The sequence below is a fragment of the Nonomuraea sp. NPDC050643 genome, assembly GCF_040654715.1.
Classification (GTDB): domain Bacteria; phylum Actinomycetota; class Actinomycetes; order Streptosporangiales; family Streptosporangiaceae; genus Nonomuraea.
In genome coordinates this window covers 20,576-44,423 of sequence record NZ_JBFAIM010000071.1, presented here as the reverse complement: position 1 = coordinate 44,423, position 23,848 = coordinate 20,576, and the positions used below count along the sequence as shown (strand labels likewise).

The following is a 23,848-nucleotide window of genomic DNA, read 5'->3' as shown; positions in this document are numbered from 1 at the left end:
CCTTTTGATGCTCTACTGATCTCGTCACGTCCTGAGATGTCGGCCTCCATGCCTTGGCCGGCAGAATCGCCGGCATGCGGACCGGCGTCCGGCGGGACGCGAATTCCGCTCTGCTTGGGCCGGCGAAGATGGCTCTGCCACGCGGTTCCCGAGATTTCCTCACGCCTCGTCGATAAGTGGCCGAGGACACCTTTACGTCACGCGAATGTGATCAACCGCCTGATCCAGCGAGTACGCGATCCATTCCGGCAACGAGACGGACGAGGCCTGCGCTGCGGCCTTCCATCGCTGTTCCCGCTCAGATGAGACTTCGACGGTGATGGTCACCGTAACCCGCTCGTCCTGGGCATGCGAACTGCTGTGAATCTCCTTGCGCAGCCTTTTCTGTGACCAGCCTTCGACCTCCGCACGCGTGAGCCATCTCTCCTGCTCATCGACGGGAAGACCGGCCACCTCCGCATGGTGCTGCAGGCTCAAGGTGTCCCGTCGACGGGACATCGGGAACTTACGGGCTACCCAAGCGTAGTTGCGGAGTGTTTTGTACGACAGCGAGGTCTCGACGATGGCCGTCCGATACCGATTCGGGAAGGACTTCTCACCATAGACGAGCCAATCGCCCAGCCACCATGCCGAGGAGTTCGTGAGCACCCCCAACTGATCACCGATTCTTTGCCACAACTCGAATGACAAGTCCAGCGGGAGGAACAATCCGAGCCTTCTGGCGCGGACGGAGGCGTCAAGCCCCAACCTCTGGCGAGAGGATCTCGTATGGTTTTCTCGATCATCCGGAACAGAATCGAGGAGTGGTGCGGCCATTGAGTGTCATCCCCCGGGTCTGAAATCCAAGAAAGATAACCCATGTCTTTGACGAGCAACTGGGCTCCGGTCTATGCACCATGGGAACGGGTGTCAGGCTCGGCCGCCAGACCTCGCGATGCCAAAAGCGTCGCGTCCTCGGCACCTCAAGCGCCATCATGGAGCCGACCGGTACTGCCCTAGCAATGAATGCTCCTCGCAGACATGTGTGCGGCCGACTGTCTCCAGCGATCACCTACTGAGATCACCCGGCGTGGGGCGGGAAGCGGGAGTCGCACACACAGCAATCGATCAGGCCATCGCAGCCAAACATAAGTGACCCGCCTCCCCTTCGCGGCCGCCCTTGGGTCACGTCGATTCTGATAGGCCGCCTTTCCGCTGGCAATCCCAGATCCGCAATGTCGGTTTCGTTTGCTGGATATGTTCGGTCGGCGTGTGAAGTGACCGTGGCCGCCTTCGGCGCGTCGAGGTCGTCTCGCGAACCGGGTGGTGCGGAGGAGGCGCACCTCCGAACTCCCGCGGAGTGCACCTCGATTCGTCAGTGGGCCGTGCTCGACCGCTGCCCCACCAGTCGTCAGCCGGCCTCGATCGAGCTGCCGGACGTCTTCAACGCGATCCTGGACGTCAACAGCACTGGAGTCGCCTGAAGTGCACCTGCCGCACGACTTCCCGTCGCGCAGCACCGTCGATGCCTACTCAATGAGCCGAGCCCGGCGAACCCGCACCGGGCGAAGCCTTCGAAGACGATCTCGCGGTGCTCGGGGGCGATCCCCATGCCGTCGCCGACGACGGCCAGCACGGCGGTGCCGTCCTCGGGCCCGACGGCGACGGTGACGCGCGTGGCGGCGTGGCGCCGGGCGTTGCCAGGAGGTTCGGCAGCAGCCTGACCAGCAGGATCGGGTCGGCGGCGACATACACCTCCGGCTCCAGGCCCGCGATGGTCGGCAGATGGCCTGGCGCGACGAAGGAATCTTCGCGCAGCTCCACTACGAACTGACCGGCCTGGCTTGCGTCAAAGAAGCTCGTACGACCGAACCGACCGCGCGTGTGATTGACGCCGGTGAACGTCCGCCGCTTGGGGCGGGTCGGCTGCTCATCGGTCACCCGACCATCCTGCCCCGTCAAGGCGGCCTGGTCGGCGAGGGTCATCGTCACTGTCTCGATCGTCCTGTCTCGCCCTGCTTCGTATCAAAAGGACTCATACGTCCCATGTATCACAGCAGTCCGACAGAGAGGGATAAGATATGTGGCCAGGTTGGCGGACTCGCGGGAGGCGACCAGCCAGCCGACGGCGTACCGGCTGAACAGATCGATGATCGTGCAGAACCAGCACCAGACGCCCTTGTCCGGGCCGTGGAGTTTGGTGAAGTCCCACGCCCAGACGGGTTGGGGCGCCGGCGATCAACTCGGGCACGGTCCGTGGCGGATGCGTGGCCTGCCGGCGACGATCGGCACCGACCTCGCCGTGCTCGCGCAGGCTGCGATACATCGTTGAATCCGAGGCCAACTACACGCCGTCGTCGCGCAGGGTGAAGTAGGCCGTGGCCGGGGAGGCGTCGGCGAAGCGCTCGTGCAGCACCGCGCGGACACGCCTGCGTTCGGCTGGCAACAGTGCGGCCGGGTGCGGCTTGCGCGACCGGACCGGCCGGGCTCTGGCGGTGCTGCCGGTACCAAGTGGCCTGCGCCACTCCTGCCGCGGAGCAGGCACCGCGGCGGCCGAGCAGCGGGATTGGCGGGTCGGGCCGAGCCCGGCGCGCAGCCGCTCGACCTCCGCCCTGCAGAAGTTCGATCCGCTTGTCGCGCGGATCGGCGTCCGGCCGACCGGGCGGGCCGGCGCCTGCTCGAGGCCGTGTTCTCGTGCGGTGCGCGTCCTCCGCACCCGGTCCGCGAGACGACCTCGACGCGCCGAAGGCGGCCACGGTCACTTCACACGCCGACCGAACATGTCCAGCAAACGAAACCGACATTGCGGATCTGGGATTGCCAGCGGAAAGGCGGCCTATCAGAATCGACGTGACCCAAGGGCGGCCGCAAAGGGGAAGCGGGTCACTTGGGTTTGACTGCGATTACCTCGCTCATTGCTGCGTGGCGGTACAGGCGTCGCGTGATATCGACAGGGGTCAACTTCCATTCGATCCCCGGACGGGTGCGGACCAACTTTTGAGTTGACGCATGAGCAGGAGGCTCTGAATGGATCGAGACGATGCGGTTGCCCCTCAGGGGCAGACCTTGAACACAAGCCACGCCGTCGGGGCTCTCTTCGCCCGCATACTTGAGATCTCCGAGATAGGCGAGAAGGATAACTTCTTCGAAATGGGTGGAGACTCCCGCTCCGCAGCTCGCCTGATAAACGTGATCAAAACCGAGTTCGGCTCAGATATAACTGTGCGCGAATTCTACCGGGACCCCACAGTCGCAGGGCTGATGAAGATATTTGCCAAGTCCGACACGGAAGTCTAGCAGATCGCAGCATTGCGAAGGGTTGACTTTGACAACCTTTCGCATGGACGACCTGGCACCGAAGATCGCTGCCCTCGCACCCTTCACCACAAATGAACCGAGCCGCCAACCCGATCCGACAGAACGATCGGCGGACATGAACCCTCTACCGCGATCGCCCTGATGTCCACGTGAACACGAACTCGCAGTCACACATCATGATCCACATCATCTGAGTCAATCGAAAGCCGACTCGAACAAACGGAAAGAACGGATCCGGAAAAAGCGTGAAGAGATTGCAACTGATGTGCATCGGAGCGGCGGCCGTGTCCGCCATATGCTTCGGGTCCGCAGGCATCGTCGCGAAGGCACTAGGCGCAGCGGGATTCGCTCCCCTGCAACTCGTATGGATACGACTTGCGTGCGGGACTATTACGCTGACCCTGTGCGCGCTTGTGTTGCGGCCGCGCAACATCCGGATCCCCTTGACGAACTTGCCGCTGATAGTGCCGTACGGGATCATCGGGATAGCAGCCGCCCAGGGAATGTATTTTGCGGCGGTCACCAAGATACCTGTGCCAGTCGCCCTCCTGATCGTGTTCATGGCGCCGCTGTTCATTCTCCTATGGGCGCTGGTCATCCGCAGGGAACCTCCCGCAAGATCTGCGGTCGCAGGGTCGGTTGTCACGGTCTTCGGACTGGCGGTTGCGTTGCAGGTGTGGAACGGCATGGTGTTCGACCTCGTCGGCGTCCTCTTCGCCTGCGGGGCCTCTATTGGTATAGCCGTGTACTTTTTACTCGCTGAGCGTCTACGGGCCGAAGACGTCGATCCGCTCACTCTACTGATAGGTGGGCTCGCGTCGGGCACGCTCATACTTACACCTGTTGCGGCACCTTGGAATTTCCAGTGGGAGAAGTTGCTCGGGGCGAAGGTGACCATGGGAGAGTGGCAGATATATGCGCTGCCGACTCTCGGCTGGCTGACCTTGGTCTGCACTACTTGCGCGTATCTCCTTAGCCTTGCCGCGCTCAAGGGACTGTCCTCGACGCTGGCGAGCACCTTGGCGACCCTTGAGGTTCCGGCGGCACTGATACTTTCATGGCTCGCATTGGGAGAGGCGCTCTCGCCGCCGCAGTGGATTGGCACCGCCATCATGGTGGGCGGGTCCTATCTCGCACAACGCAGAGCGATCGCACGGCGAGGAACCATACAGGAGCAGGCGCCGCTCCGGGTCGCCGTTCAAATGAAGAGCTGAGCGGTGAACACCCGGGTAAGGCTGGCCAGGCCGTCGTTCTTGTGGAAGTTGGAAAACATCTCTGCGAACGCACATCCGTAAAGCAGTGCCGATGCCGCGAAATAGCAATGTCACCATTATCGGATATCAGGGAGGAAATCTATATGCTTACGATCGGTCTGATCGGCGGTCTGAGTTGGGAGTCGACGGCGATCTACTACCAGACGATCAACTCGCAGACCCGGAAGTTGCTGGGCAGGAGTCACTCTGCTCGTAGTTTGATCTGGTCCTTCGAGTTCCAGGAGTTCGAGGACATGATTTTCGCGGGCAAGTGGGAGGAAGTCAGTATCCGGTTGAGCGAGGCCGGCAGCGGTCTGGAGTCGTTGGGCGCGGACGTGGCCCTGATTTGCAGCAACACGTTTCACCGCATCGCAGACACGGTCGCCGATTCGCTGAACATCCCGCTGATCCACATCGCTGACGTGGTGGGGCGGGAAATCGTGTCCCACGGCATGCGGAAAGTCGGACTCCTCGGTACACGATTTACGATGGAGCAGGACTTCTATGTCGATCGCCTGGCCAGGCAGGGTGTCGAAGTGATAGTCCCGGATAAGAACGACCGGGAGCTGGTCGACAGAGTCATCTTCGATGAGCTGGTCAGGGGAGTCCTCAACGAGAGATCGCGGCAATCCTACCGTCGCATAATCGACGAACTTCGTCTGCGGGGAGCAGAGGGGGTCATCCTGGGGTGCACCGAGATCGAACTCCTGATTGGCGGCGGAGACGTCACACTCCCGGTTTTTCCAAGCGCGCGTATACACGCCGAAAGTGCGGTCAGCTTTGCCCTGGAGCGCAGGCTGGACGCACAACTTCTCGTTTGAGAGGGATCGGAACGACTGGGCGGCGGATGAGTAAGGCACCGGGTGGTTCCGAGCCCGGCCGTCATGCACCTCAGTGCTGGGCGCGGGACTGTGAGGAGATGATCGTGTACGAGGAAAGCGATAATGTACTCCTGGTTACCGGCGACAAGGAGCTGTCACGCAGCGCTTCCTCCTGGCGCCCTGGTGAGCCTTTTCCGCTCCCGGCGGGTCCCAGCGCCGATCGTTACCGCGCTCTGCTGGTGGCGCACCATCTGGACGGCTGGCCTCAGCCCGACACGACCGAGCGCCAGGGAACGGTAATCACAACGGGTGATAGGGGCGCGTATTGGCCTGGACTGCTGCTGGCGAAGGCCACGCACCGCACTCATAGGCACATCGAAAGTCCGCTGTTGGTGCCGGCGGTCATCAAGTCTCTCGGCGACGAGAGCGTGGCCGTGGTGGGACTGGCTGCCGAACTGTCGATAGTGGGCGACTGGGTTGGCGCGGCGGCACCCCGCGTGGGCATCGTCACCGCAAGAGATATCGCTTCACTGGCCTGTCTCGTGTACAGAACACTGACCGTCCGTGCCCTGGCGGACAGACAGGACTTCGTCGTCATGCACCCGACAGACGCCGAGGCGGAGCTAGCTGACGCAGTGGCATTCGATGAGTTTGGCCGGCTCAACAGTGAGGGCGCCCGAATTCTGGCGATACGCACACATGGGGTGGAGTGCAGTGTGAACCTCCCAGATGGTGTGCTCTGCGGTCGTTCGGACTATTTGGGCAGGCCATTGCCGCGGCCGACGGGCGAGGACCGGTTCGTCTCCTGCCTCCAGGGTGCTGGATGTTACCGACGAGACCTGCACGAGTCGCAACGCATCGCCGCCGCGGACGTGAACGCGAGCTTCGTGTTCCTCGAAAGTTGCGTCTCAATTGCGGTGGGCAGCAATGCCCTCCCCACAGATATCGGCCTGGGGCTTGGATTTCTGTCGGGGACCGCCGTGGCAGTTGTCGGCGCCCTCGGCCTGCATCTGCCTGACCCCACCTTCCTGCGCGTTTTCACGACCTCTGTGCGCCAGGGGCTGTCCCTCGGCGAAGCCGTCGAAACGCTTAATCAGCACGCTCAGGAAATAGGGGGCGAGATATCGAGGTTCGGCCTGCTCGGAGATCCCACGGTGGTCGTAGCACCACGGCCGAGAGCTCAGCAGGACCTCGCACCCTCCACTGGAGGATCCCGTGTCGATGCCGCCCTGGAATCCGATTCCCCACCTATCGAGGGCCTGTCCGAGGTCGTGCAACTGAACGAGGTCCTATCACGTCTGCAACAGCTCCAATGGCTCGACCTCGAGATACCCGAGGACGAACTGAGGGACCTGCGGCGCGAGATCCGCAGCGCGACCATGAGGACGGCCCCGCACGTCGACAAGAGGACGATCGCCGAGCTTCGGGAAAGAACGGTCGCCGTTCAGTCTCTCAGCATCGATCAGCAGATCGATCAGATGCATCGCACGTGGTGGCACTTCGCGGAAGGCTTTCTCCCTCGACTTCGGCAGGTAACAACCGTACCGGCCGAGTGCCCGTTGTGTGGTGGTGATGGAGCCTTCATCGGCACGTTCTCACATCGTGTGGAGACCGGCCTGACTGTAGAAACGCTTCACTGCAGACGCTGCGCGGACATCTGGTGGTCAGTCGGCGAGCCGACCCTTCGCTTGGTCAGCCCTCAGGCTCATTGGCTGGCGCGTGACCAAACAGGGAAACTCACGTCACAAATATCCAATCCCACCGGACAGCGTCTATCGGGCGCAATTGGATTCGGCGTCTCGGCCGGATGGCGTACCGGTATAGGAGTTGGATGGAGCAGAGAATTGTCCCTGGAGCCGGGGGCCACCAAGGAAATCGGCTGGACCATGGAGATCTCCTCGTCAGCTCAGCTGCACGAGCACAAGTCAGCATTCATTTCGCTGCTGGACGGATTCTACTCGGCCTGGATGTACCGGCTCTATGTGACCGGCCAGGAGCCACAGAAGCCGGGACCGCCTCCAGCCGAGGCGCGAGACACCGCCGATTTCAGTCGAGGGCTGCAGGGCGAGTGAGGATGATGACGATGGTGTTCCCCGCAATGTTCGAACGACAAGCGGAACAGAGCCCGGATGAGGTCGCCGTACGCCATGGAGATGAGGAGCTCTCCTACAGGGAGCTGAACACGCGAGCCGATCACCTGGCTCAGGCGCTCATCGAGAGAGGCATAGGGCCGCGAACTTTGGTCGCCCTGATGATGCCTCGCTCGATTGAGCTCTTCATAGCGATCGTCGCCACGATGAAGACCGGGGGCGCTTATTGTCCCATCGATCCGTCTTACCCCCGAGATCGAATCGACTACATACGGAAGGACGCGCAGCCGAGCCTGTTGGTGAGCGCACTCGGAGACCTCGAGCCTTGCACCCGTGAAACCCTCTCGCCCCGTTCCGCACGTCGTACTCCACCGGAACTGGGGGATGCCGCCTACGTCATCTACACATCGGGTTCGAGTGGTCATCCCAAAGGCGTGGTCGTGAGCCATGAGGGGCTGGCCAACCTGGTGGCCACGCAGAAGTCTCGGCTGCAGGTGAACGAGGGCGACAGAGTCGCCCAGTTGTCCTCGTCGAGCTTTGACGCGTCTGTATTCGAAATGGTTCTCGCGTTCGGCAGCGGCGCCACTTTGGTCATCCCGCCCGAGGGGGTCTACGCGGGGGATCCACTAGGGACGTTCCTGGAGCAGGAGCGGATCACACACGCCCTGATCCCTCCTTCGACACTCGCGACCGTCCCGCCCCGGGAGTTTGCGGACCTGAGGGTTTTGGTAGTCGGTGGCGAGGGCTGGGGCCAAGACGTCACAGCCCGCTGGGGTCCGGGGCGGACATTGATAAATGCTTATGGACCCACCGAGACCTCGGTGGTGGCCACCATGAGTGATGCGATACGCCACCTCGGCTCCCCCCCTCTTGGACACCCGGTGGCGAACAGCAGATGCTACGTTCTGGACGAATCGCTGCGACCCGTCCCGCACGACGAGGTGGGAGAGCTATATGTCGCCGGCCCATGCCTGGCCATGGGATACCTGAATCGCCCAGCACTGACGGCGGAACGATTCGTCGCCTGCCCGTTCGGCGGGCCGGGGGAACGGATGTACCGGACCGGGGATCTGGTGCGGGTCAATAGTGCAGGATCCCTGGAGTTCGCCGGACGCGCGGACGATCAGGTCAAGGTCCGCGGCTTTCGAATCGAGTTGGGCGAAATTGACGCCGTATTGCGAACGCACGCCGCGGTCGCACAAGCCATGACCCTGGTCAGAGAGGATCGACCAGGGGACAGACGACTCGTCGCCTACGTCACTCCGAGGGCAGACGCCGACGACGACGGTAACCGACTACGGGCATATCTTGCATCCCGCTTGCCGCAGTACATGCTTCCCACAGCCATCGTGATGATGAACGAGATGCCGTTGACCGCCAGTGGCAAGGTGGATCGCCTGGCGCTTCCCGCCCCGGTCGGGGCGCCCCGGGCAGACACCTCGACCGATGCTGGGAATGAGACCGAAACGCTGGTCTGTGAGCTCTTCGCACGAGTTCTTGGCGTGGACGTCGTCGGACGTATGGACAACTTCTTCGAGCTGGGGGGAGATTCCATCATGGCCATCGAGCTGGTGGCGCGCCTGCGAGAGCATGGCTTCGAACTGTCGCCGCGTCAGCTCTTGGAGACACAGACTCCACAGGCTCTGATACACGCACTAAAGTGGAAAGACGCCTCCTCCAAGGCTGAGAGCTCGCCTCAGGGGTCGTCGGTGCCGCCCACCCCCATCATGCACTGGCTGAGGGCGCTGGGCGGACCGATGCACGACTTCGCGCAGAGCATGGTCTTGGCGGTTCCCCCAGGTCTCACTCTCGCCGAGCTGCGCGCAATGTTAGGGGACCTCATAGCGAGGTATGACGCGTTCCGTCTTAGGCTTGATGCCCGTGCCTGGCGACTGAGGACGATGGAGGGACCGGTTGCACCGGCACCGCCGAAGGTTTCACAGGTGAACGTCACGGGCCTGGCGGAGAATGACGTACTCCAACTTGTCCGCGACGAGCGTCAGGCGGCGCCCAGTCGTCTGAGAATCGAAGCCGGGGAGGGTTGCGCATTTACGTGGTTCGACGCCGGACGGAAGAGACCAGGATGGCTGGTCATGGTCTTTCACCACCTCATCATTGACGGCGTCTCCTGGCGGTTCGTACAACGAGACCTCGCACGGAGCTGGGAGATAAGACATGCAGAGGCGAAGCCTGAAACACAGGTGCGCCCGTTGGCGTTCGCGGACTGGGGGCGGCATCTGGAAACCGCCGCCGAGGCATCCGAGCTGCTGAATGAGCTCGGGTTCTGGACGGATGTGTTACGGGGCAAGGACCCTCTGCTCAGCGATCGTGAAGCCGAGCCGTCAATTGACCGAATGTCGACCGCGCGGTATCTGACACGGTCACTCACACCGGCGGCGACGCAAGAGCTCCTCGATCACCTGGGCGGCAGGAGCGGGTGGGGAATGAACGTGGGTCTGATCACTGCATTGGCCCTGGCGGTCAGGAGATGGCGACATGACATGGGCAAGGGAAGTGACACGGACGTTTTCGTCAACCTCGAAGGACACGGTCGCGAAGAAATCGTGCCCGGTGTGGATCCCTCACACACCGTGGGCTGGCTTACTAGCATGTTCCCTGCCCGCATCGACCTGGCTCACTTGGACAAGAGGGCGGCGTACACAGGTGACGGCGATTGGGAAGCAGCGCTGGAGGGCATCAAGAGCCAGTTGCTCGCCATCCCCAACAAAGGCATGGGGTTCGGCATGCTGCGATACCTGACGGGTCAGGGAAAGGCTCGGCTAGAACATTTTGTACCTCCGCAGATCTCGTTCAACTATATGGGCAGGTTCTGCACGGCGCGCCTCGACGAGCTGTGGGCGCCGGCGCCCGGCTTTCAGGTGGTGAAAACGACGTGGAACGATGAAACCCCCATAGCGCACACCATTGAGGTGAACACCGTCATAACCGAATCGGCGGATGGTCCGGAGTTGTCCACAACCCTGCAGTGGGCAGGGAATCTCATTGCAGAAGAGAACGCCATCCGTCTGGCAGATCATTGGACAGGGGCGTTGGACAGCATGCGGCGCCAACTGGGAGGAGTGGGCGGGAAGGGAGTCGAAGAAGGATGAGCAGCCCCTTCGATAGGCCCACGGCAGAGTATCTTGTGCTGTGCAACGGCAGAGATCAGTACTCGCTGTGGCCTGCCTGGATCCCGATGCCAAATGGATGGTCGGTCGTCAAGGAAAGCGCATCCAGGGAGTCGTGTCTCCAATTCGTGGAACAACGCGGCACGCCTACGCTGACCGGTGGCAGGACTGTGATTGGGCAGCCACAAGCGTCCCCGCGGAGAGGTGGCGACACGCCACAGGTGAGAAGGGCTGGAGAGTCGAAGGCTCCGTGCGTCGATGGAACTGCTGGACACGACGCCCACCCAAACGGGGCTGCGGGCGAAGAGAGCGGGTTGAGTGATATGACGAAGGCCAGTACGAGTGACCGGCTGTTTCCTTCCCAGCTCTGGAAAGAGCGCCGAGGACACCACATGAAATTACTGCAGAACCCGTGGTACTCCGGCATCGCAGTGTTGCAGAACGCCATCTCCGAGCTGACGATGGAATTCTGGCGCGACCGGCACGCTCAAACGCTGCATCTTCCGGTGACCACCGGTTCCATCTCGAGTCCGATGGGTCTCGGAAGTGACTCGTACCCCGTCGAGGTCGAACTCGGCGGCACGAAGACCTACCTTGCGGATTCCATGCAGTTCATGCTCGAACTGGGCTGTAGGATCACGAATCGAGACTGTTACTACATCATGCCGTCCTTCCGTGGCGAAGCCTGCGACGAGACTCATCTCAGTCAGTTTTTTCACAGTGAGGCGGAGATCCAGGGCGGCCTGCCCGAAGTGATGTCGACCGTCGAAGAATATGTGGTGGCGTTGAGCGCGGGCCTGCTCGAACGCAACGCCGATCTCATCGTCTCGCTCGGTGGCCGACTGGATCACGTGGAAAAGCTCATAACGGAGCCGTCGTTCGTCACGTTGACATTCGACGAAGTAGCGCAGGCCGTCGATCCCGACGGGATAGTGGACCATGGCGGATGGCGTTCGCTCACCCGGAAAGGCGAGAGACAGCTGCTGCGATCCATGGGGGAATTCGTCTGGGTAACGCACTGGGATCACCTGTCCGTACCGTTCTACCAGGCGTTCGCGCACGGCGATGCCACCATCGCCTTGAACGGCGACCTTCTCTTCGGGCCGGGGGAGATCGTAGGCGCGGGGGAGCGACATTCGAGCGCCGACCAGGTTCGGAGGGCACTCGCACTTCACCATGTCGATGTGGAATCGTATCAATGGTATGTGGAGATGCGTGATGCGAAGGAGATACGCACAGCCGGTTTCGGAATGGGAATCGAGCGGTATCTCATGTGGCTCCTCTCGCACAACGAGATCCGCGATATGCAGCTCCTTCCACGCGTTCACGGCGAGGACATCTTCCCATGAGCCGGCAGACGGTACTGATGTGCAAGTGGCAACGGGACGTCGTCGACACGCTGCTGCAACTCGGTTACACCATCCATCTCGTTCTCGACGACTTCGACGTGCAGGTCGAGCGTCCAGACGAGCGACTGCTCGAGATGTGCGCCAAAGTGTACCGAGTCGACAGTTTCGACTCCCATGAGCAGTTGACCGGTATCGCCGCGGACCTCATCGTCAATGGGGTACGGCCAGATTTGATCTTCGCGCACACAGAGTTCAGCCAACTGGCCGCAGGCTACCTGGAGACCTTGTTGGGTCGGCCCAGAGACCGGCTGAGACATGCGGCGCTGAGAGACAAGCGGCTGATGAAAACGGTCGTGGCCCGCGAGGGTGTGCCTGTGGCCAGTTGGCGTTCGGTCGTCGATCCGACGGACACAGCACTGATAGCCGACGTGCGAGCGCGCCTGCGTTTTCCTGTCGTCGTGAAGCCGGCCTTCGGAGTGGGCACGACGAGCACCAGGCGTGTGGCATCACCCGAAGAGTTCGGCCGGGTGATGGAGCACTATACGTTCGACCCGGTGCTTCGCTCCCGCCAACTCATAGTCGAAGAATTCATCACAGGCCGTGAGCTCCACGTCGACGCCCTATGGCTGGGCGGACAGGCACAATTCTTTCTGATCAGCGCGTATCACCAGACTCGGCTGTCCTTACTGGACAGTGACGAGGCCGCGAACGATCGAGTGGCGCTCGACGGCAGCTACGTGATCTTGCCGGGAAAGGCCCGCGAACTTTACCGAAGAGTCGCGGATCTGCATGCGCGGGTCAATGGATCGCTGGATATCTCCAACGCGGTCACCCATCTGGAGGCGTTTGAGACTACGGACGGGGAGCTGATCTTTTCTGAGGTCGCGGCACGGATGGGAGGCGGCTGGATTCCTCATGTGCTGAGCGAATATCTGGGGGGGAATGCCTGGGCGGTCGTGGCGAGCGCCCTGGCGACGGGGCAGGCGCCTCGGTGGCCAGAGCCCACCGTACATCTCGGCGGTCTCAACCTGCGACCCGCGGTTTCAGGTCACATCACAGAACTGCCCGACAACGAGAGCGTCATGGCGACTCCTGGCTTGCGCGCCTATGTCCCGGTGCGGAGTGTGGGAGACCTGGTCACCTTGCGGCAAGGAGCCGATTGGTGTGCGCATGTCGTCCTCACCGCCGAGAGCGAACCCGAGTATCTGGCCCTCGCGAACGCCTTCGCGAGGAGGCATAGAGTGCTCACTGCCTGAATCTCAGCGGCCGGGCGGAGCCGCAGCGCCGAAAGAATCCATCGTCAGTCGGCTGTTTTCGCTGTGAGACGCAATCCCGCCACGTGCAGCGGCAATGTGATCATCCAGGTGGAAGTCATCGGTGCCCAGATGCCGGGAACCATTGCCGACTCCTTCCATTCCCTCGTGAGAACTGCAGAATAACGGCCACGCGAGCGGGCCGCAGGAAATCCCCGTTGACGGCGGCGGGCCCGCCACGGGGACACGTGTGAGAGTTCGGCCTTTCTCCACATGACTTCTACACGACTTCTACACGACGCGAGGGAGAGCATACGTATCGTGGACGAGCCTGGGAGTGCACCTCTTGAATCGGATCACGTCGAGAGACTGGACGGGATTCCGCTCCCTACGAACGCCGAGACCGATCGGTCGCTACTCGGTGCCGGGACGGGCGGCCCCGCACCGGAAACAAGTGGAGCGGGTTCCGCGACGCAGGACTTGTATGCCGACATCGTGGCCACGATCTTCGCGAGTGTCATGCACCTGGCCGACGTGCCGCGCGATGTTTCGCTCTTCGAGCTGGGCGGGAGTTCTCTCGACGCCGCGCGGGTGTGCACTCGGCTCAACGGCCGCTTCGGCGTGCCGGTTCCGATGTCTCAGATCATTGAGAACCCCACAGTAGCTGGTGTGACGCTGCATATTCGCAGAATCCTAAGCGAGACTCAGAGCGGCAGCGCGGAACACCTCCCGGGCCCCGCATATCCACGCGATCCGATCTCCGAAGGGGGTGACACGGTGGCACTCGACGGTACGCAGGCCTCCTTCTGCGTGGCTCACGCCTTCGACCCCAGCGATACGGCACCGGTCTGCGTCTCCCTCTGGGAACTTGATGGGCCTGTTGACTTCGATGCGCTGAAAGAGGCTCTGCATGATGTGGCTGAGCGGCATGAAGCCCTCCGGGCATCGTATGTGATGCAGAGAATGCCTGCTCGCCCGGTCGCCTTGGTAACACGAGGCTCCAGGCGTCCGGCATTGCCGATCACCGAGGTCGACGACGTCCATGAGCGTCTTGAGGAATGGGTCGGCAGACGGCTGGACCGGCCGCTCGACATCACTCAGGGAGAGGTCTGGCGATATGCTGTTCTAAGGTCCTCTCAAATCAGCATACTGGGCATCGCTATTCACCATGTGGCGTTCGATGGTTGGTCACAAGGCATGCTGGCGCACGACCTGTCCGAGGCGTATGCCGCGCGGAGCACTGGCCGGCCTGCCTGTTTCCCAACAGCGGCACCGTCTCTTCTGGCCGTCGCCCAGGAGAAGCAGCGTTATCAGGCTCACGTCTCCCTCGGGCGGCAGAAAGAGTACTGGATGGGCGCTCTCGCTGGAATCGTCGATCTTGAGTTGCCTGCGCCAAATAATCCTGGAGACGATGCCACCGCTGTTCATACGATCGGTTTTCATATCTCGGCCGACGATATGGTTGCGTTTGACAGAGTGGCGCGGGTCGAAGGTGCGACGCGTTTCATCGCCTTGCTCGCCGTTTACGGTAAGGCTCTGCGCGAGCTTACCGGGCAGAGCGATATCGCGGTCGGTGTCCCGGTGGCCCGGCGTGGCGGCACCGCTGTCGACGCCTCGCTGACGTGTCTGATCAACACGGTCTGCATACCTCTTCGTCAGCCAGAATCCCTCGATTGGAATCATGTCCTGAATGCCACGCGAAGAGCCACTACAGAGGCGATGGCGGCTCAGGACATCAACTTCCTCGATGTCGTGCGCCTTGTGAATCCAACACGCAACGGCAGGAACCCCATTTTTCAGACGATGTTCGCCTTTCACGACAACCCTCCCCCTCGATTGAGCTTCACTGGATGCACCAGCAGGTATCTTCGGATCCCGCCACGGCGGGCGATGTTCGAGCTGGTTCTGGAAATGTTTCCGCTGCATGACGGCTCCATTCAGGCAGAGTTCGGCTACCAGCCTGAAAAAGTCTCCGCCGCCTTCGTAGGGCAGCTCGCCGCTGCCTATTGCCGGATCTTTCACAATGTTCTGTCTGATCACTGATCTTGAAGGCGTGATGTCGCAACGCTGACGGATGTCGCCGTCATGAGGTATCCGCAGGGTGGTGGGTCGACCGTGGAGCGGCGGTTCTTCCGTGCACGATTACGCAAACAGGCGGCCGAGCGTTTCGCGTTCGGGGGACGAAACCGTGATCGTCGCGCACGAGGTACGACCGGTGCAGCGGTGGCGTGGAACATGGTCCCAGCCCGGTGGCGCCTGGCCGGCCTGATCAGACCTCGACGCCGACGCGGATCAAGACGGTGATCGGCTGCCGGTTCCACAAGAATGGGCAGGGGGGCCAGGCACTCGATCCGGTCGGAGTCGGTTCCGTGCTGGTGCCGCCTCACCCTTCTGCGGCTTGTGCCGACCGATCTCGGGGTTGGTGATGATTGCGCACCGCGATCCGTCGTTCAGGTCCCGCAGCCAGTGCGGTCGGTCTGGCCTGCACCCGCCACGGTGCAGTTGGTCCCGGGCATAGAAGACGTGGAAGCCTTGGTCGGCGCGCGGATACATGTTTCCTCCAGCCACTCATGCAGCCGATGGGCCAGGGTCCGTCGCTGGACCAGGTGTTCGGTGTCGTATGCCGGTGTCCAGGCGATGGCGGGCAGGTTGCGGCCGTCGTCGGTGATGGCGAAGCCGATGGAGTACGTCAGCCTACGGCTCGGGCGCGTCGGCCAGGCGAACAGGTCCAGGGCACCGGAGCCGGTACGGATGAGCGCGTACTCGCCGCGGTGAACCGGTCGATCAGGCGCGAGACGGTAGGGGCGGGAACGACGGGACCGAGCAACTCCGGCCGGGCCTCTCCCACCTATGCCCGGCCCCTGGGACAACCTCGATACACCGAAGGGGCCACGATCACTTCATCAACCGACAAATCATATCCAGCAAACGAAACACGCGTTACGGATACGGGATTGCCAGCGGAGGGCCAGCACATCAGGATCGACCTGAACCGAAGGATTGCCGCAAAGGGAGCCGTTCGTCCGAGCTTGGCGGCGATGGCATTGCTGATTGCCGCGTGCGCGACTCCCGCTCCCCCACCTCACGTCGGCGATGTCAACGAGCCATCGCTGGAGACCATCGGACGCGCACATGTCTGCCAGGACGGTGGAGGTCACCTATTGGTCAGCGGTAGGGAACGGAGGCTCTGTTATGCAGCAAGTCTTGCTGGACGACCATGGTCAGTCGGCGATCAAGTATACCGAGGGGACCATGTGGGGAGAGCGATGGGCTTACCGGACCCAAGCCGTGGGTCCCCGAGCCGTGGAAGCGGTAATGCAGCGCATGCATGGATGGTACCTATCGGGGCCTGAGGCCTTCTGTGATGAGCTGATCACGAGGGGTGCGAAACTAGTCAGACGCGCTCATATCCTGACCCACTTTTTGGATGGACTCGAGCACTCCGCCGCGGATCTTCCCGCGCATTTTCGCTACGTGCCATGCGACCGAGCACCGGAAGATTTGCTGTCCGCGTGGCTTGCCGCATTTGGGCCCGGGCACCCTGATCACGTACCGCAGAACGCGGACACCATTCTCCGCCATGAGATAGCACCGTTATTGAACGGTACGCTCATGGGGCCGGTACTACCCTGTTCCGTGCTTGCGGTGAATGAGCGTGACGAGGTCGTGGCAGGAGTCGTGGTGAACGACTGGGACGGTACGCCATGGATCTCCAACGGGTTTCGGGATCCTGCCCGGTCGCCGCGAGGGCTGGGAACCAAGCTACTTCTGCATACTCTGCACCTGGCAGCCTCAGATGGATTCTCTGCGCTTACCGGATCGGTCAGTGACGACAACCACGCCTCGCGCCACATGTGCGCAAGACTGGGCTTCCATACGGTTTCGACTTATATGACGGTGAGCCTTGGCTGTGACGACTCGGCCGTCGGCCGTATCGGCTGACCTGTGGGGGTGTGAGACGGTCTTAGGGCTCCGCATCGGTGAACCAAGGATCAGCAGCGGATCCGGCGTGGGTGGAAGTGGTCTCAGGTATGCCGGGCAATGAGCGCCCGGCGTCAAATGTCGTCCTAGGCGTGTTTGACATCAAGGATGATGGTTCAGATTCCAGTGAGGCTGGCAGGAGAGATTTTCTTTGAGCACCGAATCACCCATCCTGGTCATCGCGATGGAGCGAGCGACTGGGTCCCGGACGGCGAACGGGATCGAGGCCACTGCTCACGCGATAGAGCGCCACTTGTCGGGATATACCGAAAGGGTGGTCACTGTTTGTGGCGAGGTGGTCTACTCCGATTTACGGCTCGCAGACTCCTCCGACACGGAGGTTGCTGCGGCCGTCTTGCGTGTTTCGGAGTTCGTGCGCTCATGGCGTGAGCATGGCGTCTGGTGCGCTGGCATCGGCGGCCCCGTGGCCGGAGACCATTCCGTTCCGACCGCGCGAGTCGCGGCAGACCGCACGCTCCGCCTGCTGAAGACGGATCCTTCGGCGCCTCGCGCCGCACTTTTCTCCGACGTTTCCTTCCAGGTCGCCCTTTCTGAGCTGAAAGACCTGGTGACCGCGGAAGGGCAGGAGTCTACAGGCTCTGTCGCGCAATTGGCGGCTCACGACCGTGAGCACGGGACAAGACTCCTGGAAACGCTCCGGCAATGGCTGGCGGCGTTCGGGAACTCAGCCGCCGCTGCCCGCAAGATGAGCGTTCCGGTGAGTACCTTCCGGAGCCGGCTACGCCGCGTGGTCGCCATTTCGCATATCAATCTCGACGACACGTCAGCTCGTCTTGATGCGGAGCTTCAAATGCGCCTCTTCCATCCGCCACGGGCGGACGGAAGTTGAGTGAACGGGCCCGTGAGCTGATCCATTGATGCGCAACCGTGGCTCATCATCACCCTAGAGACCGTCATGCCGGAGGAAAAGTGCCGATATACAGTTCTGCGAGCGATGTTGTCCTTGACGATATTTTCCTGCAACTGCCTGACTTCATCACCGGCGTAGAGACCTTCCTCAAGCTCGAGGCGTTCAACCCGGCCGGCTCCCTGAAACTCAAGACCGCTGTCGGGCTCGTCGACAATGTGCTGTCCGCAGGTGTCTTGACCCGGCCGCACGGTCGATTGATCGAATCAAGCTCGGGAAATCTGGGCATCGCCTTGAGTGTGGTCGCGGCAGAACGTTGCTTCCCACTCACCATCGTCACGGACCTGAAGGCGAATCGTCAGGCGATTCAGGCGATGGAGGCTCTGGGCACCGAGGTTGTGGTGATCGACCAGTGTGACCAGAACGGTGGTCATCTGCAGTGCCGCATCAACTACATCCAGCAGGCGCTCGAACGGGATCCACAACTGATCTGGCTGAACCAGTACGCCAATCTGGCCAACCCGCACGCCCACCGGGACCGAACCGCCCGGAACATCCACGCGGAACTGGGCGACATCGATGTGCTCGTGGTGGGGATCGGTTCGACCGGCACCCTGATGGGCTGTTCGGAGTACTTCGCCCGGCATAGCAGACGCACCCGCATCATAGCCGTGGACGTCGAAGGATCGGTGATTTTCGGAGGCCCTCCGGCCTCTCGCCATATTCCCGGAATCGGCAGTAGCCGTAGTCCAGAAATCTTCACCGATTCGGACGCCTTCGACAAGGTGCTGGTCACCGAGTCGGACACCATCGCCATGTGCCGCCATATGGCCCGTAAGCATGGCCTGCTGATCGGCGGCTCGACCGGTTCCGCGCTCACTGCCTTGCAGCAGCTCGCTGACTCCATTGCGCCCGGAAGCCGAGTGGCGGTCATCTCCCCCGACCTCGGTGATCGGTACTTGGACTCGATCTATTCCGACAACTGGATCGAGTCACGTTACGGTGACATGTTCGCGGAAACGAGCGGGAGCAGCCTTGTTTGAGTTCGAAGTGGTTCCCGGGACGGTTGTCGCCGCGATTCTGAAGACGAACCGGGGCCAGGTCCTCGACCTCGTGCGGAACGCTTATCTATGGCACGAGCGAAAGCAGACCATCAATCCGGACAGCTATTTCTTGCGTTTCCCGGACAAGCCCGAGGCGCGCATCATTGCGCTCCCCGCGTACGTCGGCGGCACGGTTGACAAGGCCGGGATCAAGTGGATCAGCAGCTTCCCGAGGAACATCAACCAGGGTGTGCCGCGGGCTTCGGCCGTGCTGCTGCTGAACGACTATGCGACCGGGCATCCGGTCGCATGCTTGGAAGCGGCCGGTATCAGCGCCGCTCGGACAGCGGCCTCGGCGGTCGTTGCCACCGCTGCGTTGACAAACCATGTGTCGCGGATCTCATTGGTGGGAGCCGGCGTCATCGCCCGCACTGTCCTCGACTACCTGCTGGAGACGGGCTTCAGGCCGACCCATTTGGACGTGTACGACCTGGAGAGCAGGAGTGCCGAACACCTCGCCCGCCATGCCAGGATTCACGTCGACCACGTGTCAGTGGTGCCGACCATCGATGATGCGCTTCGCGGGGACGTGGTTGTCTTCGCCACCACGGCGGCGTCGCCGTACGTCGGCGCCGCCACCCCACTGCGCGCCGGCCAGATTCTCCTGAACATCTCGCTCCGCGATCTGGCACCCGAACTGTTGCTCGACGCCAACAACATCGTCGACGACGTCGAACACTGCTTGAAGGCACAGACCTCTCCGCACCTGGCTGAGCAGCTATCGGGAGGGCGGGACTTCATCACCGGCACCATCGGCGGCCTGTTGCTCGGACAGGTCACTCTCGACCAGGATCGGCCGCTGATCATCTCGCCGTTCGGGCTGGGCGTGCTCGACATCGCAGTTGGACATTACGTGCTGGAGCAGGCGCGCGGACAGGGCCAAGCGATCGTGATTCCCGACTTCTTCGGCGAAACGACGCGCTGGTAGCGGTGCGATGACGTGGCATAAGCACATTTCACCCTCGGCGGCGAGAATCTCGACGCAGCGCCCTGAGGGGGCCTGCTTGGCCCGTGCCGACTTTCCTGGGCTTCTCGGGGAGGTCGCGCAGCTGGGCGGCAGAACCCGAGCCCTCGTCCGAGCTTCGCAGTCCGATTGACCGGCTGAGCCGGCAATCGCCCAAGCCGCCGAAGCGTCTGCTCAACGTCACGTGAGCGTCTGAAGAACCGATGAACATGCCTGGTCACAGCGAAGGCGCGATTCTTGGCACGCACGGAGTCCTGAGATGACGACGGAGACGAGAGCGGGCCGGACATCCTCAGATGGCCCCCTCCGCAGGTGGCTTTCAAGTATTTTGAACTTTGTGTCCCTGCTGGAGAACGGTGAAACCGTATTGGCATGGGGACGCGGTTCGGTGTTCTGGGCGCCCTTGAGGTGGTGCGCGACGGGGTGCCGATAGCTGTGTCGGCGCGCAAGCAACGGATTGCGCTGGCCACGTTGCTCCTGCAGGCGAATCAGCATGTATCGCTCGATCAACTCGCTGAACGGATGTGGGATGGTCGCGAGGCTCCGGAGGATGCACGCGGGGCCGTTCAGACGCATATCGGCAGATTGCGGCGTACCTTGCTTGAGCACGGTGATGAGCGGCAGCTGATCCGCACTCGGGGGGAGGGGTATGTACTCGAGCTCGCGGCGGAGGAGCTTGACGTCGCTGTCTTCCTTGATCTCGTCGCCCGCGCCAAGAAGGCCGGCCAGGCCGATGACGAGGAGGGCGAGGCCGACCTTCTTCGGCGGGCACTGGCGTTGTGGCGAGGTCCTGCCCTGGTCGACGTGCCGTCGGAGTCGTTGTATCGCGATCACGTGCTCGTGCTGACCGAGCAGCGGGTGCAGGTGCTGGAGCGCTGGTTCGGCCTGGGGCTGCGGTCAGGCCGCCATGACGAGTTGGTCGTGGAGCTCAAGGCGGCCACCATGGCGCACCCGCTGCGTGAGCGGTTACAGGCTCAGCTCATGCTCGCGCTGTATCGATCCGGCCATCAGGCCGAAGCGCTCCAGGTTTACCACACCGTCGGCAACATGCTCCGTCAGGAGTTGGGCGTCGGTCCTGGCGATGAGTTGCGGAAGCTGCATCACGACATCCTCACCGGCGATCCCGCCCTGCTGATTCCTTCTGTCCCGGACAGCGTGGCCGGTGCTCAGGGGCGGCTGGATGTCGTGACCGCTCAATCATCACAAGCAGCTGCGTCTGTCTCCGCTCCTTCGGCCGCCCCTCCTCGGCAGCTACCCGCTGACATCGCTCACTTCACCGGCCGCCTCGCCGAACTGGCGGCCCTGGAACAAGTGCTGCCCGGGTCCGAGGGTCAGGCCCAGCGGCCGATCATCATCAGCGGCAGCGGCGGGGTGGGAAAGACTGCGCTGGCCGTCCATTGGGCACACATGGTCCAGGACCGCTTCCCTGACGGCCAGCTCTACCTCGATCTACGTGGTTTCGGGCCCGGCGCGCCGGTCGAGCCCGCGGCCGCTCTGGAGATGCTGCTGCGGGCGCTGGATGTCGCGCCCGAGCGGGTCTCGGTCGAGCTGGACGCGCGCTCGGCGCTGCTGCGCACCATGCTGGCCGCGCGCCGCATGCTGGTGCTCCTCGACAACGCCCGCGATGAGGCACAGGTACGCCCCCTTCTCCCCGGCGGGCCGTCGCCGGTGCTGATCACCAGTCGCAACCAGCTACGCGGACTGGCCGCCCGAGAAGGCGCGTTCCGCGTCACCCTCGACGTCTTCTCGCCGCATGAAAGTCATTCGCTCCTGCTCTCACTCGTGGACGAGGACCGCCTTCTTGCCGCTCCGCAGGCGGAGGCGGAACTCGGCGAACTGTGCGCTCGGCTCCCCTTGGCGCTGAGCATCGCGGCGGCCAACCTTGACGCCAACCCCCACCTGAGCCTGACCGACTACGTGAGCGAGCTACGCGAAGGCAACCGGCTGGCCGCCCTGGAAACCGGCAACGATCAAGCAGCCGCGGTGCATGCCACCTTCGACCTGTCCTACACCGCCCTGCCCGAGCCGCAGCGCAGGTTGTTTCGTCTGCTCGGATTGCTGCCTGGTGCGGACTTCACCGCAGCCGCCACGGCCGCGCTGGCCGGCTGCTCGACAGCCGAGGCGAAACAAGGACTTGACCGGCTCGCCGCCTACCATCTGATCCGCGCGCACGGCCCCGGCCGCTACACCTTCCATGACCTGCTACGCCTCTACGCGGCCGGGCATGCCCACTCCGAGGAGACCCCCGGTGAGTTGCTGGAGGTCAGTGGGCGCTTGCACGACTGGTACCTGCACAGCGTCCTTGCTGCCGCCCAACTGCTTCATCCCCATTGGGTACGGCTGCCGCAGCCACCGTTCACCAGCACCGTGTCGCCGGTGGCCTTCGACAGCCAAGAAGCGGCCGCCGCCTGGCTGGAGGCCGAACACACCAACCTCATCACAATGATCCACCACGCGCATCAGCACGGTCCCGGCGAACTGGTATGGCGGCTGACGGACGCGTTACGTGGCCATTTCTGGGTGAGCAGGCATCTGGACGACTGGTTCACCTGCGCCCAAGCCGCCCTCTCCGTCGCCGAGGCCGAAGGCAGCCGTGAGGCCCAGGCCGTGATCCAGCTGAGCCTGGCCGACGCCCACACGCATCAGGACCGGCCCGAGGAGGCGATGGCGTTGTACGCCCGCGCCTTGTCACTAACCGAGGAAGTCGGATGGCTGGACTGCCAGGCCTCCGCTCTTGGCGGGTTGTCCAATGCCTACCTGCGTCTGGGACATCTGCTGGAAGCCGTCGAACATCTCGACAAGGCACTGGAGCTGTCCCGGCAGACAGACCGCAAGCGCGGGCAAGAGGCCTACCTCAATAACCTGGCGAACGCCCACCACCAGCTCGGACGACTGGAGCTGGCCCTCGATCAGCTCGGTCAGGCCCTGGAACTTGCCACAGACCGTTCCGCCGCCTTGATCTGCACGATGGGAGCGGTCCGCCACAGCCTGGGGCGGCTCGACGAGGCGAGCCAGTATCTCAACGACGGCCTCTGCCTCAGCCGACAGCGCGGCGACCACGGCGTCGAGCTGGAGTGCCTGACCGCGCTGGCGGCGTTGTACCGCGACCTCGGACACCACTTGGAAGCACTCGAACTCAGCGGCATGGCCCTGGCGATGAGCCGGGATCTGGACGATCATTTTCTCCAGGCGGGCATCCTGAATGTCGTCGCCACGCTTCATCGCGATCTCGGCCAATACGGCGAGGCGCTGCGACTCCACCAGCAGGCGCTCGATGCGAGCGAACTGGGCAGAAACCGCCATCCCGAAGTCGTCAGCTTGATCGGCCTGGCCGACACCGCCAGAAGCCTTGGCCGTCTTTCCGAGGCCACCACACACGCCGAACGGGCACGCGCGATCGCCCGCGACCGTTCCTTCCGCGTCCTCGAAGGCCTCGCGCTGACCGCGCTCGCAGAGATCAGCATCGCCATGGACGCGCCGTCAGACGCCGTCGTTCAGGCCCGTCAAGCTCTCGAACTGCATCGCGAGACCGGTCACCGCCTCGGCGAAGCAAGAGCTCTGCGCGTGATCGGCGAGGCGTTGTACGAAGTGGAGGGAGCCGACACCGCTGTGGCGCACTGGCGGGAAGCGCTCTCACTGTTCTCCGCGATCGGCAGCCCGGAAGTCGCCGAGGTCAGCGCCCTCATCAGCGAGTGACTTCGATACCCGGCACATTGCGCGGAAAGGTCCCACCCATGCCCA

Annotated in this window: 18 protein-coding genes and 3 pseudogenes; 17 read left to right on the top strand and 4 right to left on the bottom strand. The window is 62.8% G+C overall.

The features are described 5' to 3' along the window. Positions 1-192: 192 nt before the first annotated feature. Complete coding sequence (locus AB0I15_RS54045) at positions 193-708, bottom strand: LmbU family transcriptional regulator (RefSeq protein WP_358115304.1); 516 nt, start codon at positions 706-708, stop codon at positions 193-195. Between the two features lie 554 nt (positions 709-1,262). On the opposite strand from AB0I15_RS54045, the gene AB0I15_RS54040 reads away from it, so the two are divergent. Continuing rightward, a complete protein-coding gene (locus AB0I15_RS54040) occupies positions 1,263-1,463 on the top strand; it encodes a hypothetical protein (protein WP_358115387.1) in 201 nt (66 codons plus the stop codon). On the opposite strand, the gene AB0I15_RS54035 is transcribed toward AB0I15_RS54040, so the two are convergent. Next, a complete protein-coding gene (locus AB0I15_RS54035; protein WP_358115301.1) occupies positions 1,391-1,615 on the bottom strand; it encodes a hypothetical protein in 225 nt (74 codons plus the stop codon). The two genes, AB0I15_RS54040 and AB0I15_RS54035, sit on opposite strands and share 73 nt — an antisense overlap. Before the next feature lie 152 nt (positions 1,616-1,767). Here AB0I15_RS54035 and AB0I15_RS54030 point away from each other — a divergent pair. Then, a pseudogene (locus AB0I15_RS54030) lies at positions 1,768-1,872 on the top strand (IS5/IS1182 family transposase); the annotation flags it as partial. A 132-nt stretch (positions 1,873-2,004) separates the two neighbouring features. Here the strand turns inward: AB0I15_RS54030 and AB0I15_RS54025 are convergent. Both AB0I15_RS54025 and AB0I15_RS54020 read right to left on the bottom strand, forming a co-directional pair. Further along, positions 2,005-2,151: pseudogene (locus AB0I15_RS54025) on the bottom strand (hypothetical protein); the annotation flags it as partial. Between the two features lie 172 nt (positions 2,152-2,323). Next, on the bottom strand, positions 2,324-2,695 hold the full coding sequence (locus AB0I15_RS54020) for a hypothetical protein (protein WP_358115298.1): 372 nt from the start codon (positions 2,693-2,695) through the stop codon (positions 2,324-2,326). Positions 2,696-3,006: 311 nt separating this feature from the next. On the opposite strand from AB0I15_RS54020, the gene AB0I15_RS54015 reads away from it, so the two are divergent. The 15 genes and pseudogenes from AB0I15_RS54015 to AB0I15_RS53945 all read left to right on the top strand — a co-directional run bounded on the left by AB0I15_RS54015 (position 3,007) and on the right by AB0I15_RS53945 (position 23,803). Further along, the gene (locus AB0I15_RS54015; protein ID WP_358115295.1) at positions 3,007-3,276 is read left to right on the top strand and encodes a phosphopantetheine-binding protein; all 270 of its coding nucleotides are present in this window, start codon (positions 3,007-3,009) and stop codon (positions 3,274-3,276) included. 284 nt (positions 3,277-3,560) lie between these two features. Then, positions 3,561-4,511: an EamA family transporter gene (locus AB0I15_RS54010; RefSeq protein WP_358115379.1), complete on the top strand. Its 951-nt coding sequence runs from the start codon at positions 3,561-3,563 to the stop codon at positions 4,509-4,511. Between the two features lie 143 nt (positions 4,512-4,654). Next, positions 4,655-5,371, top strand: a complete 717-nt coding sequence (locus AB0I15_RS54005; RefSeq protein WP_358115292.1) for an aspartate/glutamate racemase family protein — start codon at positions 4,655-4,657, stop codon at positions 5,369-5,371. 98 nt (positions 5,372-5,469) lie between these two features. Further along, the gene (locus tag AB0I15_RS54000) at positions 5,470-7,443 is read left to right on the top strand and encodes a hypothetical protein (RefSeq protein ID WP_358115289.1); all 1,974 of its coding nucleotides are present in this window, start codon (positions 5,470-5,472) and stop codon (positions 7,441-7,443) included. 11 nt (positions 7,444-7,454) lie between these two features. Next, positions 7,455-10,571 (top strand): amino acid adenylation domain-containing protein, encoded by a 3,117-nt coding sequence (locus AB0I15_RS53995; RefSeq protein ID WP_358115287.1) that lies wholly within the window; start codon positions 7,455-7,457, stop codon positions 10,569-10,571. Continuing rightward, a pseudogene (locus tag AB0I15_RS53990) lies at positions 10,568-10,666 on the top strand (MbtH family NRPS accessory protein); the annotation flags it as partial. The gene AB0I15_RS53995 and the pseudogene AB0I15_RS53990, both read left to right, overlap by 4 nt. Positions 10,667-10,981: 315 nt before the next feature. Further along, positions 10,982-11,938 (top strand): amino acid--tRNA ligase-related protein, encoded by a 957-nt coding sequence (locus AB0I15_RS53985; protein WP_358115376.1) that lies wholly within the window; start codon positions 10,982-10,984, stop codon positions 11,936-11,938. Beyond that, a complete protein-coding gene (locus AB0I15_RS53980; RefSeq protein ID WP_358115284.1) occupies positions 11,935-13,194 on the top strand; it encodes an ATP-grasp domain-containing protein in 1,260 nt (419 codons plus the stop codon). The genes AB0I15_RS53985 and AB0I15_RS53980 overlap by 4 nt, the downstream gene beginning before the upstream one ends. 492 nt (positions 13,195-13,686) lie before the next feature. After that, positions 13,687-15,234, top strand: coding sequence for a condensation domain-containing protein (locus AB0I15_RS53975; protein ID WP_358115281.1), 1,548 nt, complete (start codon positions 13,687-13,689; stop codon positions 15,232-15,234). A gap of 570 nt (positions 15,235-15,804) precedes the next feature. Next, positions 15,805-15,966 carry a hypothetical protein gene (locus AB0I15_RS53970; protein WP_358115279.1) on the top strand — a complete coding sequence of 54 codons (162 nt, stop codon included), beginning with the start codon at positions 15,805-15,807 and terminating at the stop codon, positions 15,964-15,966. 318 nt (positions 15,967-16,284) lie between these two features. After that, the gene (locus AB0I15_RS53965) at positions 16,285-17,133 is read left to right on the top strand and encodes a GNAT family N-acetyltransferase (RefSeq protein WP_358115277.1); all 849 of its coding nucleotides are present in this window, start codon (positions 16,285-16,287) and stop codon (positions 17,131-17,133) included. Positions 17,134-17,323: 190 nt separating this feature from the next. Continuing rightward, a complete protein-coding gene (locus AB0I15_RS53960; protein WP_358115275.1) occupies positions 17,324-18,022 on the top strand; it encodes a helix-turn-helix domain-containing protein in 699 nt (232 codons plus the stop codon). An 80-nt stretch (positions 18,023-18,102) separates the two neighbouring features. Further along, positions 18,103-19,083, top strand: coding sequence for a 2,3-diaminopropionate biosynthesis protein SbnA (gene sbnA / locus AB0I15_RS53955; protein ID WP_358115273.1), 981 nt, complete (start codon positions 18,103-18,105; stop codon positions 19,081-19,083). Next, on the top strand, positions 19,076-20,071 hold the full coding sequence (gene sbnB / locus AB0I15_RS53950) for a 2,3-diaminopropionate biosynthesis protein SbnB (protein ID WP_358115271.1): 996 nt from the start codon (positions 19,076-19,078) through the stop codon (positions 20,069-20,071). Before sbnA ends, sbnB begins: the two co-directional genes overlap by 8 nt. Before the next feature lie 408 nt (positions 20,072-20,479). After that, positions 20,480-23,803 carry a BTAD domain-containing putative transcriptional regulator gene (locus AB0I15_RS53945; RefSeq protein ID WP_358115268.1) on the top strand — a complete coding sequence of 1,108 codons (3,324 nt, stop codon included), beginning with the start codon at positions 20,480-20,482 and terminating at the stop codon, positions 23,801-23,803. Positions 23,804-23,848 lie beyond the last annotated feature (45 nt).

Coding starts and splice junctions, on each gene's coding strand:
- AB0I15_RS54015 (WP_358115295.1), top strand. CDS start 3,007: ATGGATCGAGACGATGCGGTTGCCCCTCAGGGGCAGACCTTGAACACA.
- AB0I15_RS54010 (WP_358115379.1), top strand. CDS start 3,561: ATGTGCATCGGAGCGGCGGCCGTGTCCGCCATATGCTTCGGGTCCGCA.
- AB0I15_RS54005 (WP_358115292.1), top strand. CDS start 4,655: ATGCTTACGATCGGTCTGATCGGCGGTCTGAGTTGGGAGTCGACGGCG.
- AB0I15_RS54000 (WP_358115289.1), top strand. CDS start 5,470: ATGATCGTGTACGAGGAAAGCGATAATGTACTCCTGGTTACCGGCGAC.
- AB0I15_RS53995 (WP_358115287.1), top strand. CDS start 7,455: ATGGTGTTCCCCGCAATGTTCGAACGACAAGCGGAACAGAGCCCGGAT.
- AB0I15_RS53985 (WP_358115376.1), top strand. CDS start 10,982: ATGAAATTACTGCAGAACCCGTGGTACTCCGGCATCGCAGTGTTGCAG.
- AB0I15_RS53980 (WP_358115284.1), top strand. CDS start 11,935: ATGAGCCGGCAGACGGTACTGATGTGCAAGTGGCAACGGGACGTCGTC.
- AB0I15_RS53965 (WP_358115277.1), top strand. CDS start 16,285: ATGTCAACGAGCCATCGCTGGAGACCATCGGACGCGCACATGTCTGCC.
- AB0I15_RS53945 (WP_358115268.1), top strand. CDS start 20,480: ATGGGGACGCGGTTCGGTGTTCTGGGCGCCCTTGAGGTGGTGCGCGAC.